We start from the raw sequence: 14816 nt of genomic DNA on the forward strand, positions 1-14816 counted from the left end.
ACAAGAGGTATTGAATAGGTATCTCATGGTCGCAGAGGGGGAGATTCGTATGGCGTTGTCTGCGACTGAACATTTGCATCCTGCCGCATCGGGGTTGGACACGCTACCCGAGATTGCGGTGCTGGAGCATTTGTGGACAGCCCAAGCCGCCGCCTTGCAGGTGGTGGGGCAGGCTTTGCCGCAGATCGCGCAGGGTGCTGCGCTGATGGCTACGGCTTTGCAGGGGCAGGGGCGGCTGCTTTATGCGGGTGCCGGGTCTTCGGCGCTGATGGCGGTTTCGGATGGGTTGGAGCTGGGCGGAACGTTCGGCGTGCCTGCCGAGCGTGTGCTGCTGCGGATGGCCGGCGGCTTGCCGGTCGATGCGCGGATGCCGGGCGATACCGAGGACGATGCCGAGGATGGCACGCGGGCGGCGGCGGGGATTGGTGCGGGCGATGTGGTGATCGCGGTCGCAGCCTCGGGGCGCACGCCCTATGCTTTGGCCGTGGCCAAGGCGGCACGGGCGCAGGGGGCGCAGGTGATTGCGGTGGCGAATGTCGCCGGGGCCGCGCTGTTTGAGCATGCCGATGTGGCGATCTGCCTGCCCACCCCGCCCGAGGTGATTGCAGGCTCGACCCGGATGGGGGCGGGCACGGCACAGAAAGTGGCGTTGAACATGATGTCCACCCTGATGGGGATCAAGCTGGGCCAGGTGCATGATGGCATGATGGTCGGCTTGGTCGCGGATAACGAAAAGCTGCGCGGACGGGCGGCAGGCATGGTCGCGCAGATCGCGGGCGTTGCGGCAGAGACGGCATTGCAGGCGCTGCGCGCGGCAGAAGGGGCGGTAAAGCCCGCAGTCTTGATCGCCTTGGGGCAAAGCCCGCAAGCGGCGCAAGATCTATTGAGCGAAACCCACGGAAATCTGCGCGCGGCGATCGCGCGCGGGCACAAAAACGGCAACTGAAGCCGGAAATCTTAACCAACAAAGGGAGTTTCCCATGACCAAGACCAAATTGATCGGCGCTTTGCTTGCCAGCACCTTGCTTGCAGGCGCGGCCTATGCCGAGGATGTGACGCTGACGATTGAAAGCTGGCGCAATGACGACGTGCTGATCTGGCAAGACACCATCATTCCGGCGTTCGAAGCCGCAAATCCGGGCATCAAGGTGGTGTTCGCCCCGACCGCGCCTGCCGAATATAACGCCGTGCTGAACTCGAAACTCGACGCGGGCTCCGCGGGCGATCTGGTAACTTGCCGTCCGTTCGATGCCTCGCTTGAACTTTACAAGAAAGGCAACCTTGCCGATCTGAGTGGCCTTGCTGCGATGGCGAATTTCTCGCCGGTGGCGAAATCGGCTTGGCAGACGGATGATGGCGCGGCCACTTTCTGCGTGCCGATGGCCTCGGTGATCCACGGCTTTATCTACAACAAAGACGCGTTTGACGCTTTGGGCATCGCCGTGCCGACCACCCGCGACGAATTCTTTGCCGCGCTCGACAAGATCAAGGCCGACGGCACCTATATCCCGATGGCGATGGGCACCAATGACCAGTGGGAAGCCGCCACCATGGGCTATAACAACATTGGCCCGAACTACTGGAAGGGTGAAGAAGGCCGTCTGGCGCTGATCAAGGGCGATCAGAAACTGACCGATGCCGATTGGGTGGCCCCGTTCACCGAACTGGCACGCTGGAAGGATTATCTGGGCGACGGCTTTGAAGCGCAGACTTATCCTGACAGCCAGAACCTGTTCACCTTGGGCCGTGCTGCGGTCTATCCGGCGGGGTCGTGGGAAATCTCGGGCTTCAACAAGCAAGCGACCTTCAAGATGGGGGCCTTCGCGCCGCCAGTGCAGGCCGCTGGCGACACCTGCTATATCTCGGATCACACCGATATAGCGCTGGGAATGAATGCGAAATCGGCGCATCCTGAGGAGACGAAGAAGTTCCTCGAATGGGTAGGCTCGGCTGAATTTGCCAAGATGTATGCCAACGCGCTGCCGGGCTTCTTCAGCCTGAATTCGACCCCGGTGGAGATGCAAGACCCGCTGGCGCAAGAGTTCGTCTCGTGGCGCGGCAAGTGCCAGTCGTCGATCCGCTCAACCTATCAGATCTTGTCGCGCGGCACCCCGAACCTTGAAAACGAAACCTGGAACGCCTCGGCCAATGTGATCAAGGGCACCGAGACGCCGGAAGCCGCTGCCGCCCGTCTGCAAGAGGGTCTGGCCAGCTGGTATGAGCCGCAGAAGGCCAAGTAAGCCTGCTCTGACCCAAACGCCGGGGGGCTTCGCGCCCCCCGGTCCCCTGCTTGGCGCTTTTTCTGCGAACCCGAGGTTGACCGCATGTCCGACCGCAAACCCTTCCGCTGGCACATCGTGGTGTTCCTGGCCCCCGCCGTGCTAGTCTACACCGCCATCATGATCATCCCGCTGTTCGCGACGCTGAACCTGTCGCTGTTCACCACGGTAGACCGGGTGTCGCATTTCAACGGTTTGGGCAACTTCCGCACGCTGTTTGGCGACCCGCGCTGGTCGGCGAGTTTCTGGAACGCTTTGGCCAACAACACCTGGTTTTTCATCGTGCATATGCTGGTGCAAAACCCGATCGGCATCCTGCTGGCGGCGATCCTGTCCAACCCCCGCCTGCGCGGGGCCGCGTTCTACCGCACCGCGATTTTCGTGCCCACCATCCTCAGCTTTGTGGTGGTGGGTTTCGTCTGGAAGCTGATGCTGTCACCCATCTGGGGCGTCGCGCCTGACCTATTGAACGCCGTCGGGCTGAAATCCCTGTTCGCGCCGTGGCTGGGCAAAGAGCAATATGCGCTGACAACCTTGGCGCTGATCTCGGTCTGGCAGTTTGTCGGCATCCCGATGATGCTGATCTATGCGGCCCTGCTGAGCATCCCCGACGAGGTGATTGAGGCCGCCGAGATGGACGGTATAACGGGCGCGTCGCAATTCTGGAAGATCAAGCTGCCGCTGATCCTGCCCAGCATCGGCATTATCTCTATCCTGACATTTGTCGGCAATTTCAACGCCTTCGATCTGATCTATTCGGCGCAAGGCGCGCTGGCGGGGCCGAACTTTGCCACCGACATTCTGGGCACCTTCCTCTATCGCACCTTCTTCGGCTTTCAGTTGCAATTGGGCGATCCGAACATGGGGGCGACGATTGCCACCGCGATGTTCTTCATCATTCTGGTCGGCGTTTGCATCTATCTGTTCGCCATCCAGACGCGGCTGCGCCGCTATCAGTTTTAAGGGGGGACCATGTCTGTCTCACGCCATTCCCCCGCCCGCAGCGTCGCTGCCCATGCGGTGCTGCTGATTTACACGCTGATCGCGTTGTTCCCGGTTTTTGTGATCGTGATCAACGCCTTCAAGTCGCGCAAGGCGATCTTTGCGCATCCCTTGGCGCTGCCGAATGCCGAGACTTTGGATTGGGTCGGCTTCCAGACCGTGCTGAAACAGGGCGATTTCTTTCAGTATTTCCTGAACTCGATGACCGTCACCGTGGGCAGCCTGTTCTTCGTACTGCTGTTTGGTGCGATGGCAGCGTTTGCGCTGTCTGAGTATCGGTTCAAGGGCAATACGATGGTGGGGCTGTATCTCGCGCTGGGCATCATGATCCCGATCCGGCTGGGCACGGTGGCGATCTTGCAGTTGATGGTGGCAAGCGGGCTGGTGAACACGCTGACGGCGCTGGTGCTGGTTTACACCGCGCAGGGCTTGCCGCTGGCGGTGTTCATCCTGTCAGAGTTCATGCGGCAGGTGTCGGATGATCTGAAAAACGCAGGCCGGATTGATGGGCTGTCAGAATATCGCATCTTCTTCCGGCTGGTGCTGCCCTTGGTGCGACCCGCTATGGCGACTGTGGCAGTGTTTACCATGATCCCGATCTGGAATGATCTGTGGTTCCCGCTGATCCTAGCCCCGGCCGAGTCCACCAAAACCATCACCTTGGGCAGCCAGGTGTTTATCGGCCAGTTCGTCACCGATTGGAACGCCGTGCTCGCCGCCCTCAGCCTCGCCATTCTACCGGTGCTGGTGCTGTATCTGATCTTCTCGCGTCAACTTATTCGCGGCATCACCGCAGGAGCCGTCAAATGACCATTCGCGTTCTTGTCGCAGGCTTGGGCAATATGGGCCGCAGTCATGCCTTGGCCTATCACCTTGACCCGGCGTTCCAGATTGTCGGGCTGGTGAATCGCTCAAAGGTCGAACTGCCTGCCGAATTGCAGGGCTATCCGCTGCACACCGACTATGCACAGGCCTTGGCGGCGCTGAAACCGGACTTTGTTTGCGTGGCGACCTATTCCGACACCCACGCCGACTACGCCTGTGCCGCGATGGCCGCCGGGGCGGATGTGTTTGTCGAAAAGCCGCTTGCCACCACCGTCGCCGATGCGCGCCGGGTGCAGGCGATGGCGGTGGAAACCGGGCGTAAGGTCGTTGTCGGCTACATCCTGCGGCATCACCCAAGCTGGATCCGGCTGATCGCCGAGGCGCGGGCTTTGGGCGGGCCTTACGTGTTCCGGTTGAACCTGAACCAGCAATCGTCTGGCCCGACATGGGAGGTGCATAAGGCGCTGATGCAGACCACCCCGCCGATTGTCGATTGCGGTGTGCATTACGTCGATGTGATGTGCCAGATCACCGATGCTCAGCCGGTTGAGGTGCGCGGCATGGGCCTGCGGCTGTCGCCCGAAATCGCGCCGGATATGTATAACTACGGCCATTTTCAGGTGATTTTCGCTGATGGCAGCCTTGGCTGGTATGAGGCTGGTTGGGGCCCGATGATGTCGGACACCGCGTTTTTCGTCAAAGATGTGGTCAGCCCGAATGGCGCGGTTTCCATCCGTATGCCGGACTCGGCGCGCTCGGATGATATCGACACCCACACCAAGACCTCGCTGCTGCGGGTGCATAAGGTGGCCTCGGGGGATACCGATATTTCGATGGCGGACGAGCCGGGGCATCAGGATCTGTGCAACCGCGAGGCGGCCTATGTCGCCCGCGCGATCACCGAAAACCTCGATCTGACCCGGCATATGAATGATGCGGTGCAATCTTTGGCGATCTGCCTTGCGGCGGACGAAAGCGTGCGCTCGGGCCAACCTGTCAAGCTGGGAGCCTGAAATGGGCAATCTGACTCTTACCAATGTGACCAAAAGCTTCGGCACAACCGATGTGATCAAGGGCGTCAATTTGCGCGTTGAGGATGGCGAGTTCTGCGTCTTCGTAGGCCCGTCGGGCTGCGGCAAATCCACCCTGTTGCGGATCATCGCGGGGCTTGAGGATGCCAGTGGCGGCGAGATCAAGATTGATGGCGTGCCGGTCAACAACACCCCACCCAGCAAGCGCGAAATCGCGATGGTGTTCCAATCCTATGCACTTTATCCGCATCTGACGGTGCGCGACAACATGGGGCTGGGGCTGAAACAGGCAGGCTCATCCTCGGCGCAGGTGGCGCAAAGCGTGGCGCGCGCCTCTGGCATGTTGTCGCTGGATGCGCTGCTGGACAGGCGGCCTGCGGAGTTGTCAGGCGGGCAGCGTCAGCGCGTGGCGATTGGCCGCGCCATCGTGCGCACCCCCAAACTGTTCCTCTTTGACGAGCCGCTCTCAAACCTCGACGCCGCGCTGCGCGTCAACACCCGCATCGAAATCGCCCGCCTGCACCGCGAGTTGAAGGCCACCATGGTCTATGTCACCCATGATCAGGTTGAGGCGATGACCTTGGCCGACAAGATCGTGGTATTGAACGCAGGCCGGGTAGAACAAGTCGGCCGCCCGATGGATTTGTATAACGACCCCGACAACGCCTTCGTCGCGGGCTTTATCGGCAGCCCCAAAATGAACTTCCTCAAGGCCGCCGCCTTGGGCGAGGCGGGCGAAACGGTGGGCGTGCGTCCCGAACATCTGGCGATCTCACGCGAAAGCGGCGCAATTCCGGGCCGGATCAGCCATGTCGAAAAGCTGGGCAGCGAGACCTTGGTTTACGTGCGCGCAGACCCCCACGGCCTGCTGACAGTGCGGCAGTTTGGCGAGCAGGATTTCGCGGTGGATGAAGCCGTCTACCTCACCGCCGACGCCGCACGCGCCTTCCGCTTTGACGCGAACGGTTTGCGGATGCGCTAAGCGCCGCGCCAAGATCGCCGCAACGCGTCGGGCGGGCAGGGTATAATCCCCGCCCGCCCGTTTGCATTCAGCGCAGTCTCAGGCCTTGGCGAAGGCCAACAGGTCCGGGTTGATCACCTCGGGATGGGTGGCGAACAGGCCATGCGACAGGCCGGGATAGGTCTTGATCGCCCCATTGCGCAGCAATTTGATCGCCTTGTGCGCCGAATTGGCAATCGGCACGATCTGATCATCTTCGCCATGCAACACCAGCACCGGCACGCTGATCGCCTTCAGATCCTCGGTGAAATCGGTCTCCGAGAACACCTTGACGCAGTCGTAATGCGCCTTGGCGCCCCCCGACATGCCCTGCCGCCACCAGTTGTTGATCAGGCCTTGGCTGACTTTGGCACCTTCCCGGTTAAAGCCGTAGAACGGGCCAGACGGCAGGTCGAGGAAGAATTGCGCCCGGTTGTTCAGCACTCCGGCCCGGATCCCATCAAAAACCTCCATCGGAACACCATCGGGATTGGCGTCAGATTTCACCATCACCGGCGGCACGGCGCTGATCAGTACCGCCTTGGCAACCCGACCGGCTTCGGCGCGGGCCACATAGCGGGCAACCTCGCCGCCCCCGGTGGAATGGCCGATGTGGATGGCATTGCGCAGATCCAAGGCGCGGGCCAGTTCGGCCACATCGGCGGCATAGGTATCCATATCGTTGCCGGTATCGGTCTGGTCCGACCGACCATGACCGCGCCGGTCATGCGCAATCACGCGATAGCCCTGCGCCAGAAAGAACAGCATCTGGTTGTCCCAGTCATCGCTGGACAGCGGCCAGCCATGGTGGAACACCACCGGCTGCGCATCTTTCGGGCCCCAGTCTTTGTAAAAGATCGTGGTTCCGTCTTGGGTTTTGATCGTAGCCATCTGAAGATCTCCTTGGGTTTGAGCAAAATTCATCTTCGGCAGCGCGATGACCGCCGCGGTCGCAGCCGTCATCATCATCATAGCGCGTCGCGTAACATCTGTGTGCATCGGCTGTCCTTTCGGTTTCGACATGGACAAATCTACGCATCTCGTCGCAGGGTAACGAGTGGCGGAACGGACAATGATCGGGGGAAAACGGACATGGCGCGCGACTCTGGCCCAGTGGCTCAAATCGGTCTTTTGATCTACCCCGGCTGCCAACTGGCGGCGATCTATGGCCTGACAGACCTGTTCCGCATCGCTGTGCAGTGGAGCGGCGATCCACCCCGCGAAATCCGCGTCACCCATTGGCAGGCCACAGAAGACGGCGTCTCTTGCATCTGGGATAGCCTTCCCGGCGCGCCGCACCGACTGACCCATGTGATCGCGCCGCCCAGCATCATCATGCCCGAAAATATGGCCCCAGCCCCTGCGGCGGCGATCTGGTTGCGCGAGCAGCATACGGCGGGGGCGACGCTGTGTTCGGTCTGTGCGGGCGCCTTTGTGCTGGCAGAGACCGGCTTGATAGATGGCCGCCGCGCCACCACGCACTGGGCCTTTGCACAGCAACTGGCGCAGCGCTTTCCGAAAGTGCATCTGGCAGCGCAGCATATGGTGCTGGATGAGGGCGACATCATCACCGCGGGCGGTATTCTGGCCTGGGCCGATCTTGGCCTGACCCTGGTCGAGCGTTTGCTTGGCCCCGCCACCATGCTGGCGACGGCACGGTTTCTGCTGGTCGAACCGCCGCGCCAAAGCCAGTTGCCCTTCGCGCAATTCATTCCGCGGTTTGATCATGGCGACGATGCGATCCGGCAAAGCCAGCACCACATCCATGCCAATGCCACCACCCTGCAGGGCGTCGCCGATCTGCAAGCTGCCGCTGGCATGACCGGGCGCACGTTTCTGCGACGGTTCAGTGCCGCTACCGGGTTTCGTCCGGTCGAATACATTCAGCATGTGCGCATCGCCAAGGCGCGCGAAGCGTTAGAGCGCAGCTTGACCCCGGTGGACCGTATCGCGTGGGATGTGGGCTACGCCGACCCCGCCGCGTTTCGCAAGCTGTTCCAAAAACTGACCGGACTGTCGCCCGCCGCCTATCGTCAGCAGTTCGGCATTACCGCCGAGGGGGCCTAAGCCTGCATGCCCCCGACCGGATCGCAATGCGGTTCAGGCAGAGGTCACCTATGCAAAAAGCGCCCCGAGGGACGCTTTTTATGCAGTCGTCTGTCATTCCGATGGAGCGGGCGATGAGATTCGAACTCACGACCCTAACCTTGGCAAGGTTATGCTCTACCCCTGAGCTACGCCCGCAACCGTCGGATGGCGGTGAAATAAGCGAGGGGCGGGGCGGCTGCAAGAGCAAAAATGCAAGCACCCCGCTGATTTCTCGCGATGATTTCCCACCGCCCCTCAGGCCGAGGCAATCGCCGCCGATTTCGCCGGGGCCTTGACGGTTTCGGCGGCGCGCAGGATGGCCTCTGCGATGAAATCTAACTCGGCCTCGGTCAGCCGGGTGGGCAAGCGCACGTCGCAGGCGCGCATCAACATCGCGCGGGTCTGCGGCAGATCGGGGGCAGGGCCAAGGAACTCCCAGTTCCAGAACGCGCGGGCATTGCCTTCGGTCAGGCCAAAGATCTGCACCGTCACCCCGCGTTGCTTGGCATGCGCCTGAAACGCATGCGCCTGCGCATCGCTCCACTCACCCAGCAGATTGAACTGGATGGAATCGGGCGCGCGTTGCTCTGCGGGCAGGGCGGGTGGCACGGTCAGGTGGGGCGAGGCATTCAACTGATCGGCGACGCGGTCATGCCCGGCGCGCCCTTTGGCGACGCGGGTGGCAACCTCGGGCAGTTGCGGGCGGATCACCGCGGCAGACAGGTTCTGCATCCGCATGTTGTAAAGTGGTAGCTTGTTTTGCCACAGCATATAGCTGTTCTGCATGCCGGGATGTTTCTTCCAGTTCTGCTCATACGCGCCCGACATGATCACGCAGCGCGCCGCGATTTCGGGATCATCGGTGATCAGAATCCCGCCTTCGCCCGCATTCACCAGCTTGTAGGATTGGAAGCTGAAACAACCGACCTTGCCGATGGTGCCGATATTCTTGCCGTGCCATGTGGTGCCCAGCGAATGCGCGGCATCCTCGATCACCGGGATACCTGCGGCATCACACAGCGCCATGATTGCATCCATATCGCTGGTGTGCCCGCGCATATGGCTGATCAGCACCGCCGCAGCACCGGGCAGTTTGGCGGCGAAATCCGCCATATCAACGCGGTAATTCTCGCCCACTTCCACCAGAACCGGCGTGCAATCGGCATGGACGACGGCAGAGGGCACAGCGGCAAAGGTAAACGCCGGGATCAGGATTTTGGCATCGCGCGGCAGATCCAGTGCCTTGATCGCAAGGAACAGCGCCGCCGAACACGAAGCCACGGCCAGCGCATATTTGCTGCCCAGCAGATCGGCAAATTCCTGCTCCAGCAGGGCAACCGGCGCACCCTCGGCGGCGGTGTAGCGGAACAGATCGCCCGAGGTCAGCAGGCGCTCAATCTCGGCCCGCGCGGCCTCGGGGATCGCTTCGGATTGATGGGTATCGGGGGCGCGGGTCTGTCCGTCTGCGGCCATGATCACAGCTTTCCTTAAACTCTTCTTCAGGAAAGCTTTAAACGCAAGGTCAGTGACAGGCTAGTGACATTCGCGGGCCTGCGGCGAAATCCGCCGATCAAATGGGCAGATTTTTGCTGTATCTGGGGGATTGGCAGCTGCTGCCCGCTATAAGGCGGGCGGCAGGGGGAAGAAATCGGCTACAACCCCAACCGATCCCGCATCGAATACCACGTCATCGCCAGCACCAGCATCGGCCAGCGCAAGGCCACACCGCCCGGAAAGCGCGGCTGCGGCAGGCTGGCCATCAGATCAAAGCGTTCCGACTGCGCGGCAGTGGCTTCGGCCAGGATTTTCCCCGCCAGCGTCGCCATCGCCACGCCATGCCCGGAATAACCCGAGGCCGACAGCGTGTTGGCATAGGGCCGCGTAAAGCACGGCATCCGGTTCATGGTGATCGCCAAAGTCCCGCCCCAGGCATAGTCGATCCTGGTATCTTTCAGTTGCGGATAGACCTGCAACATCGGTTTCGACACCGCCTTGATCAGATCGGGAAAGCGATAGCCATAAGACTCGCCGCCGCCAAACAGCAGCCGATTATCCTCGGACAGCCGCCAATAGTTCACCACAAACTTGGTATCCGCCACCGCCACCGGCTGCGAAAGGATATCTCGGGCACGCTCCCCAAGCGGTTCGGTCGCCAGAATGAAGTTGTTGATCGGCATCACCTTGGCCGCAACCTTGGGCGCAAGATTGCCCAGATAGCCATTGCCCGCCAGGATCAACTGCTTGGCCCTGACCACGCCTCGCGCGGTATGCACCACCGGTGCCGCCCCATGATCAATGCGGATCACTTCCGACAACTCGTGCAGCCGCGCCCCCGCATCCGCCGCCGCACGCGCCAGCCCCAGCGCATAATTCAGCGGATGCAAATGCCCGGCATCCCGGTCAATCTCGCCGCCCTTATACACCTTCGATCCGATCAGAGCCTGAATCCCGTCGCGGTCCAGCAGCTCCAGATGGCTATAGCCGTAATCGCGTTGCAGCTTTTCGGCATAAGCATGGGTGTGGCGCACCTCGGCATCGGTCCAGCAGGCATGGGCGATGCCGGGGTAAAACCTCACCGGCATCGCATGGCTCTGGATGAGGTTCTTCACCAAAGCCTTTGATTCCTCTGCCAGATCCCACAGCTTATGCGCGGCCTCAGCCCCCACTGCGGCCTCGATCCAATCCTGATCCTGCCGCTGGCCCGAGCCAACCTGCCCGCCATTGCGCCCCGACGCGCCAAAGCCGAGCTTATGCGCCTCCAGCAGCACCACATCATAGCCGCGCTGGGCCAGATGCAGCGCCGCCGACAGGCCAGTATAACCGCCACCGACGATGCAGACATCGGCCCGCGTCTCACCCTGCAAGGCGGGGAAGGGGGCCAGCGGCGTGCGCGTCGCAGCATAGTAAGACGGGGGATATGCCCCCGTCTGATCATTCGCGTGCAGCAAGTTCATGGCTTACACGTTCAGCAACAGATGCTCGCGTTCCCACGGGCTGATGACTTGCAGGAACTCTTTGTATTCGTTGCGTTTCACCGAGTCATAAACCGCAATGAACTCAGGCCCCATCACCTCGCACAGCGCCTTGTCCTCTTCCAGAAGGTCCAAAGCATCGCCCAGATTGACCGGAATATCGTCGCTGTCGATATAGGCCGATCCCGCAAATTCCGGGCGCGGGTTTTTCTTCTCCATCAGGCCCAGATAGCCGCAGGCGAGCGTCGCGGCGATACCCAGATAGGGGTTGCAATCCATCCCCGGCAGGCGGTTTTCCACCCGGCGGCCCGCCGGGCTGCTGATCGGAATGCGCAACCCGGTGGTGCGGTTGTCGCGGCCCCATTCCAGGTTAATCGGCGCCGCAAAATCCGGCACATAGCGGCGATAGCTGTTCACATATGGCGCAAGCAGGGCGATGGCCCCGGTGAGGTGGTTCTGCATCCCGGCGATGAAATGCAAGAACGCCTCGGTCTCCTCGCCCTTCTTGCCCGAAAAGATGTTCTTGCCGGTTTTGCTATCCACAACCGACGTATGGATATGCATGGCCGAGCCGGGTTCGCCCGCAATCGGTTTCGCCATGAAGGTGGCAAAGCAATCGTGGCGCAGGGCTGCCTCGCGGATCATCCGCTTGAAGAAGAAGACATCATCGGCCAGCCGGATCGGGTCGCCATGTGCCAAGTTCAACTCGATCTGGCCCGCGCCGCCTTCTTGCAGGATACCATCAATTTCAAGGCCTTGCGCTTCGGCAAAGTCGTAAATGTCGTCAATCACCTTGCCGTATTCGTCGATGGCTGACAGGCTATAGGCCTGCTTCCCCGCCGCGCGCCGCCCCGAACGCCCCATCGGCGGAATAACCGGCTGGTTGGGGTCGATGTTGCGGGCGGTCAGAAAGAACTCCATCTCGGGGGCCACAACCGGCGTCCAGCCCTGCGCCGCATAGAGATCCATGATCCGGCGCAGCACGTTGCGCGGCGCGAAGGGCACGAGGTTGCCCTGCTGATCCTTGGCATCATGGATCACCTGCAACGTCACATCCGCCGTCCAGGGCGCGGCTGTGGCGGTGGTGAAATCCGGCTCAAGGATCATATCCGGCTCGGTGAAGGCATCGAACGGATTGTCCGCCCATTCGCCGGTGATGGTTTGCAGAAAGATCGAATTGGGCAGGAAGTAGTTGCCCTGATGGGCGAATTTGCCCGCAGGCATCGCCTTGCCACGCGCCACGCCGGCGATATCGCCAATCACACATTCCACTTCATCCACACGGCGATCACCGATGTAGTTACGTGCTGCCTCTGGCAGCTGGTCGGTCCATTTGGACATGTTTTCACACTGTTGGTTCGGGTTAACCCCGTCGGTCAGGCGGGGACGTTTTGTCTTTTGGCCTTGAAGAAAGCAGCGATCTGCGCCGCCATCGTCTGATCCTGTATCGGGTCTGACAGCCGCTTTGCGGCTGCCGACATGACCTCGTCGGGGACCAGACCTTTGCCCCGAGTCTGCATCAGGCCATCAATGAATTCGGGACGAAATTCAGGATGGGCTTGCACCGTCAACATGCGGTCGTCGTAAAGCAGTGCCGCATTGGTGCAGAATTCGTTTGTCGCCAACAGCTTCGCATTGGCAGGCTTTTCCGTGACCTGATCGCGATGCCAGGCGTTCAGCGTGATGTGCTGGCCGTTGAAATCGTAATCGGTCGCCCCCACCGCCCAGCCACCGGCGTAACGCTCTACCTTGCCACCCATGGCTTGCGCGATGATCTGATGGCCAAAGCAGACGCCAACCATCGGCACATGCGCGGCATAGGCGTTGCGGATGAAATCCTCCAGCGGCGGAATCCAGTCGTGATCTTCATAAGCGCCGTGGCGCGAGCCGGTGATCAGCCAGCCATCACATTCCGAAACCGAGGCCGGAAACTGGTTTTCCACCACGCGATAGGTGCGGAAGGTGAAACCATTGCCCGCCAGCAGGCGCGCAAACATGTCAGGATAATCGCCCGAGGTTTCCACCAGAGCGTCGGGGGCCAGACCTGTTTGCAAGATGCCGATAAGCATGAAATTTCCGTGTTGCTGAAAACGAAGTTTGCGCCGCGCCCCCCATTTTGGTCAAGAGGGGACGCGAAGGCTTTGATGGCACACACTGGCCGCGGTTTACACCGTGTCCAGATAAAGTTCGGTCCGCTCGGCGTCGGTCAACTCACCGATATAGTGGTGTTCCTGCCGTTTGGTCGAAACGAGGTTCTTGATCAGCTCGGGGTGGATAAAGCGGCTGACGATCTCGGATTGCTCCAGCGCGTCAATCGCAGCCTCCCAACTGGTGGGGATCTGCGCCAGGCCTTCGACAGCATAGGCATTGCCGACGATGGGGCTGGGCGCTTCCATCTGCTGCTCGATCCCGTCCAAAGCCGCACCCAGAATGGCCGCCAGCATGAGATAGGGGTTCACATCGCCACCAGCCACGCGATGCTCGATCCGCCGCGCGGTCGGGTTGCCCGCCGGAATACGGATCGCCGCGGTGCGGTTCTCATAGCCCCAGGCAATCGCAGTGGGGGCATGTTTGCCCGGCACCAGACGTTCATAGCTGTTCTGGTGCGGCGCGAAGATCAGCGCGGAATCGTGCATCGCATTCAGACATCCCGCCACCGCGTTCTTCATCATCGCGGTGCCTTTCGGGCCGCCGCTGTCAAACACGTTATCGCCCTTCTCATCAATCACCGAGAAATGGGTGTGCAGACCCGAGCCGGAATATTCCGGGTAGGGTTTCGCCATGAAACTGGCAGCAAAGCCGTGGCGCCGCGCCAGACCCTTCACCAGCATCTTGAACAGCCAGGCATCATCGGCGGCGCGCAGCGCGTCGTCGCAATGCATCAGGTTGACCTCGAACTGCCCCAACCCGGTTTCCGAGGTGGTGGTGTCGGCGGGAATGTCCATCGCCTCGCAGGCGTCGTAAAGATCGGTGAAGAACGTATCGAACGCATCCAAAGCCCGGATCGACAGCGTTTCCGCCGCCTTGCGCACCTTGCCAGAGCGGGGCGAGGCCGGGGCCTGCAGGTTCTTGCCGGAATCGTCGATCAGGAAAAACTCCAGCTCCATCGCGCAAACCGGGGTCAGACCCTTGGCCTTGAAGCGATTCACCACCGTGGCCAGCGCATGACGCGGATCGCCCTCATACGGCGTGCCGTTTTCGCGGAACATCCAGATCGGCAGCAGCGCAGTCGGCGCCTCCAGCCATGGCATCGGCATAAAGCCCCGCTCGGTCGGCTTCAGAATGCCATCCTGATCGCCCTGTTCAAACACCAGCGGGCTGTCGTCAATATCTTCGCCCCAAATGTCGAGGTTCAGCACGGAAAACGGAAATCTTGTGCCGCTTTTCACCACGTTATCGGCAAAGCGCGCAGGCACGCGCTTGCCACGGGCTTGCCCGTTCAAATCCGCCGCGGCGACACGAATGGTCCGCACGTCGGGATGCTTTCTCAGCCAGTCTTTCATCATTACACATCAGGAGGGCACAGCCCCGCCCACACTTGCCACAACGGCCAGCGGACAGATCGGATCATGCCCTTGATCCTATCCTTTTTTCTGATCCCGGCGGCTGCCACGATAGC

The 14816-nt window shown here is 61.2% G+C and carries 13 protein-coding genes and 1 tRNA gene; 7 read left to right on the top strand and 7 right to left on the bottom strand.

Annotated features, from left to right (window positions below; translation table 11 throughout):
* The first annotated feature begins 49 nt into the window (after window positions 1-49).
* The 6 genes from ACFOGH_RS01465 to ACFOGH_RS01490 all read left to right on the top strand — a co-directional run bounded on the left by ACFOGH_RS01465 (window position 50) and on the right by ACFOGH_RS01490 (window position 6119).
* The gene (locus tag ACFOGH_RS01465; RefSeq protein ID WP_380071277.1) at window positions 50-946 is read left to right on the top strand and encodes an N-acetylmuramic acid 6-phosphate etherase; all 897 of its coding nucleotides are present in this window, start codon (window positions 50-52) and stop codon (window positions 944-946) included.
* Between the two features lie 34 nt (window positions 947-980).
* Entirely contained in the window at window positions 981-2240 is a 1260-nt protein-coding gene (locus ACFOGH_RS01470) for an ABC transporter substrate-binding protein (protein ID WP_380071278.1), read from the top strand.
* A gap of 84 nt (window positions 2241-2324) precedes the next feature.
* Window positions 2325-3242: a carbohydrate ABC transporter permease gene (locus ACFOGH_RS01475; RefSeq protein WP_380071279.1), complete on the top strand. Its 918-nt coding sequence runs from the start codon at window positions 2325-2327 to the stop codon at window positions 3240-3242.
* Window positions 3243-3251: 9 nt separating this feature from the next.
* Window positions 3252-4091: a carbohydrate ABC transporter permease gene (locus tag ACFOGH_RS01480; RefSeq protein ID WP_380071280.1), complete on the top strand. Its 840-nt coding sequence runs from the start codon at window positions 3252-3254 to the stop codon at window positions 4089-4091.
* A complete protein-coding gene (locus ACFOGH_RS01485) occupies window positions 4088-5119 on the top strand; it encodes a Gfo/Idh/MocA family protein (RefSeq protein ID WP_380071281.1) in 1032 nt (343 codons plus the stop codon). The genes ACFOGH_RS01480 and ACFOGH_RS01485 overlap by 4 nt, the downstream gene beginning before the upstream one ends.
* A gap of 1 nt (window position 5120) precedes the next feature.
* Window positions 5121-6119, top strand: coding sequence for an ABC transporter ATP-binding protein (locus ACFOGH_RS01490; protein ID WP_380071282.1), 999 nt, complete (start codon window positions 5121-5123; stop codon window positions 6117-6119).
* Window positions 6120-6197: 78 nt separating this feature from the next.
* Here ACFOGH_RS01490 and ACFOGH_RS01495 read toward each other — a convergent pair whose 3' ends face one another.
* Window positions 6198-7028, bottom strand: a complete 831-nt coding sequence (locus ACFOGH_RS01495) for an alpha/beta fold hydrolase (protein WP_380071283.1) — start codon at window positions 7026-7028, stop codon at window positions 6198-6200.
* Window positions 7029-7229: 201 nt separating this feature from the next.
* Between ACFOGH_RS01495 and ACFOGH_RS01500 the strand changes: the two genes are divergently transcribed.
* Window positions 7230-8204: a GlxA family transcriptional regulator gene (locus ACFOGH_RS01500; RefSeq protein WP_380071284.1), complete on the top strand. Its 975-nt coding sequence runs from the start codon at window positions 7230-7232 to the stop codon at window positions 8202-8204.
* 102 nt (window positions 8205-8306) lie between these two features.
* Here the strand turns inward: ACFOGH_RS01500 and ACFOGH_RS01505 are convergent.
* The 6 genes from ACFOGH_RS01505 to ACFOGH_RS01530 form a co-directional block, all read right to left on the bottom strand.
* Window positions 8307-8381, bottom strand: a tRNA-Gly gene (locus tag ACFOGH_RS01505).
* Window positions 8382-8480: 99 nt separating this feature from the next.
* The gene (locus tag ACFOGH_RS01510; protein WP_380071285.1) at window positions 8481-9698 is read right to left on the bottom strand and encodes a DegT/DnrJ/EryC1/StrS family aminotransferase; all 1218 of its coding nucleotides are present in this window, start codon (window positions 9696-9698) and stop codon (window positions 8481-8483) included.
* Between the two features lie 179 nt (window positions 9699-9877).
* A complete protein-coding gene (locus ACFOGH_RS01515; RefSeq protein ID WP_380071286.1) occupies window positions 9878-11179 on the bottom strand; it encodes an NAD(P)/FAD-dependent oxidoreductase in 1302 nt (433 codons plus the stop codon).
* Window positions 11180-11182: 3 nt separating this feature from the next.
* Window positions 11183-12538, bottom strand: a complete 1356-nt coding sequence (locus ACFOGH_RS01520) for a glutamine synthetase family protein (RefSeq protein WP_380071287.1) — start codon at window positions 12536-12538, stop codon at window positions 11183-11185.
* 35 nt (window positions 12539-12573) lie between these two features.
* Window positions 12574-13266 carry a type 1 glutamine amidotransferase gene (locus tag ACFOGH_RS01525; protein WP_380071288.1) on the bottom strand — a complete coding sequence of 231 codons (693 nt, stop codon included), beginning with the start codon at window positions 13264-13266 and terminating at the stop codon, window positions 12574-12576.
* Window positions 13267-13362: 96 nt separating this feature from the next.
* The gene (locus ACFOGH_RS01530) at window positions 13363-14700 is read right to left on the bottom strand and encodes a glutamine synthetase family protein (protein WP_380073944.1); all 1338 of its coding nucleotides are present in this window, start codon (window positions 14698-14700) and stop codon (window positions 13363-13365) included.
* Between the last annotated feature and the right edge of the window lie 116 nt (window positions 14701-14816).

The sequence above is a fragment of the Cypionkella sinensis genome (genome assembly GCF_042646385.1).
Taxonomy (GTDB): domain Bacteria; phylum Pseudomonadota; class Alphaproteobacteria; order Rhodobacterales; family Rhodobacteraceae; genus Cypionkella; species Cypionkella sinensis.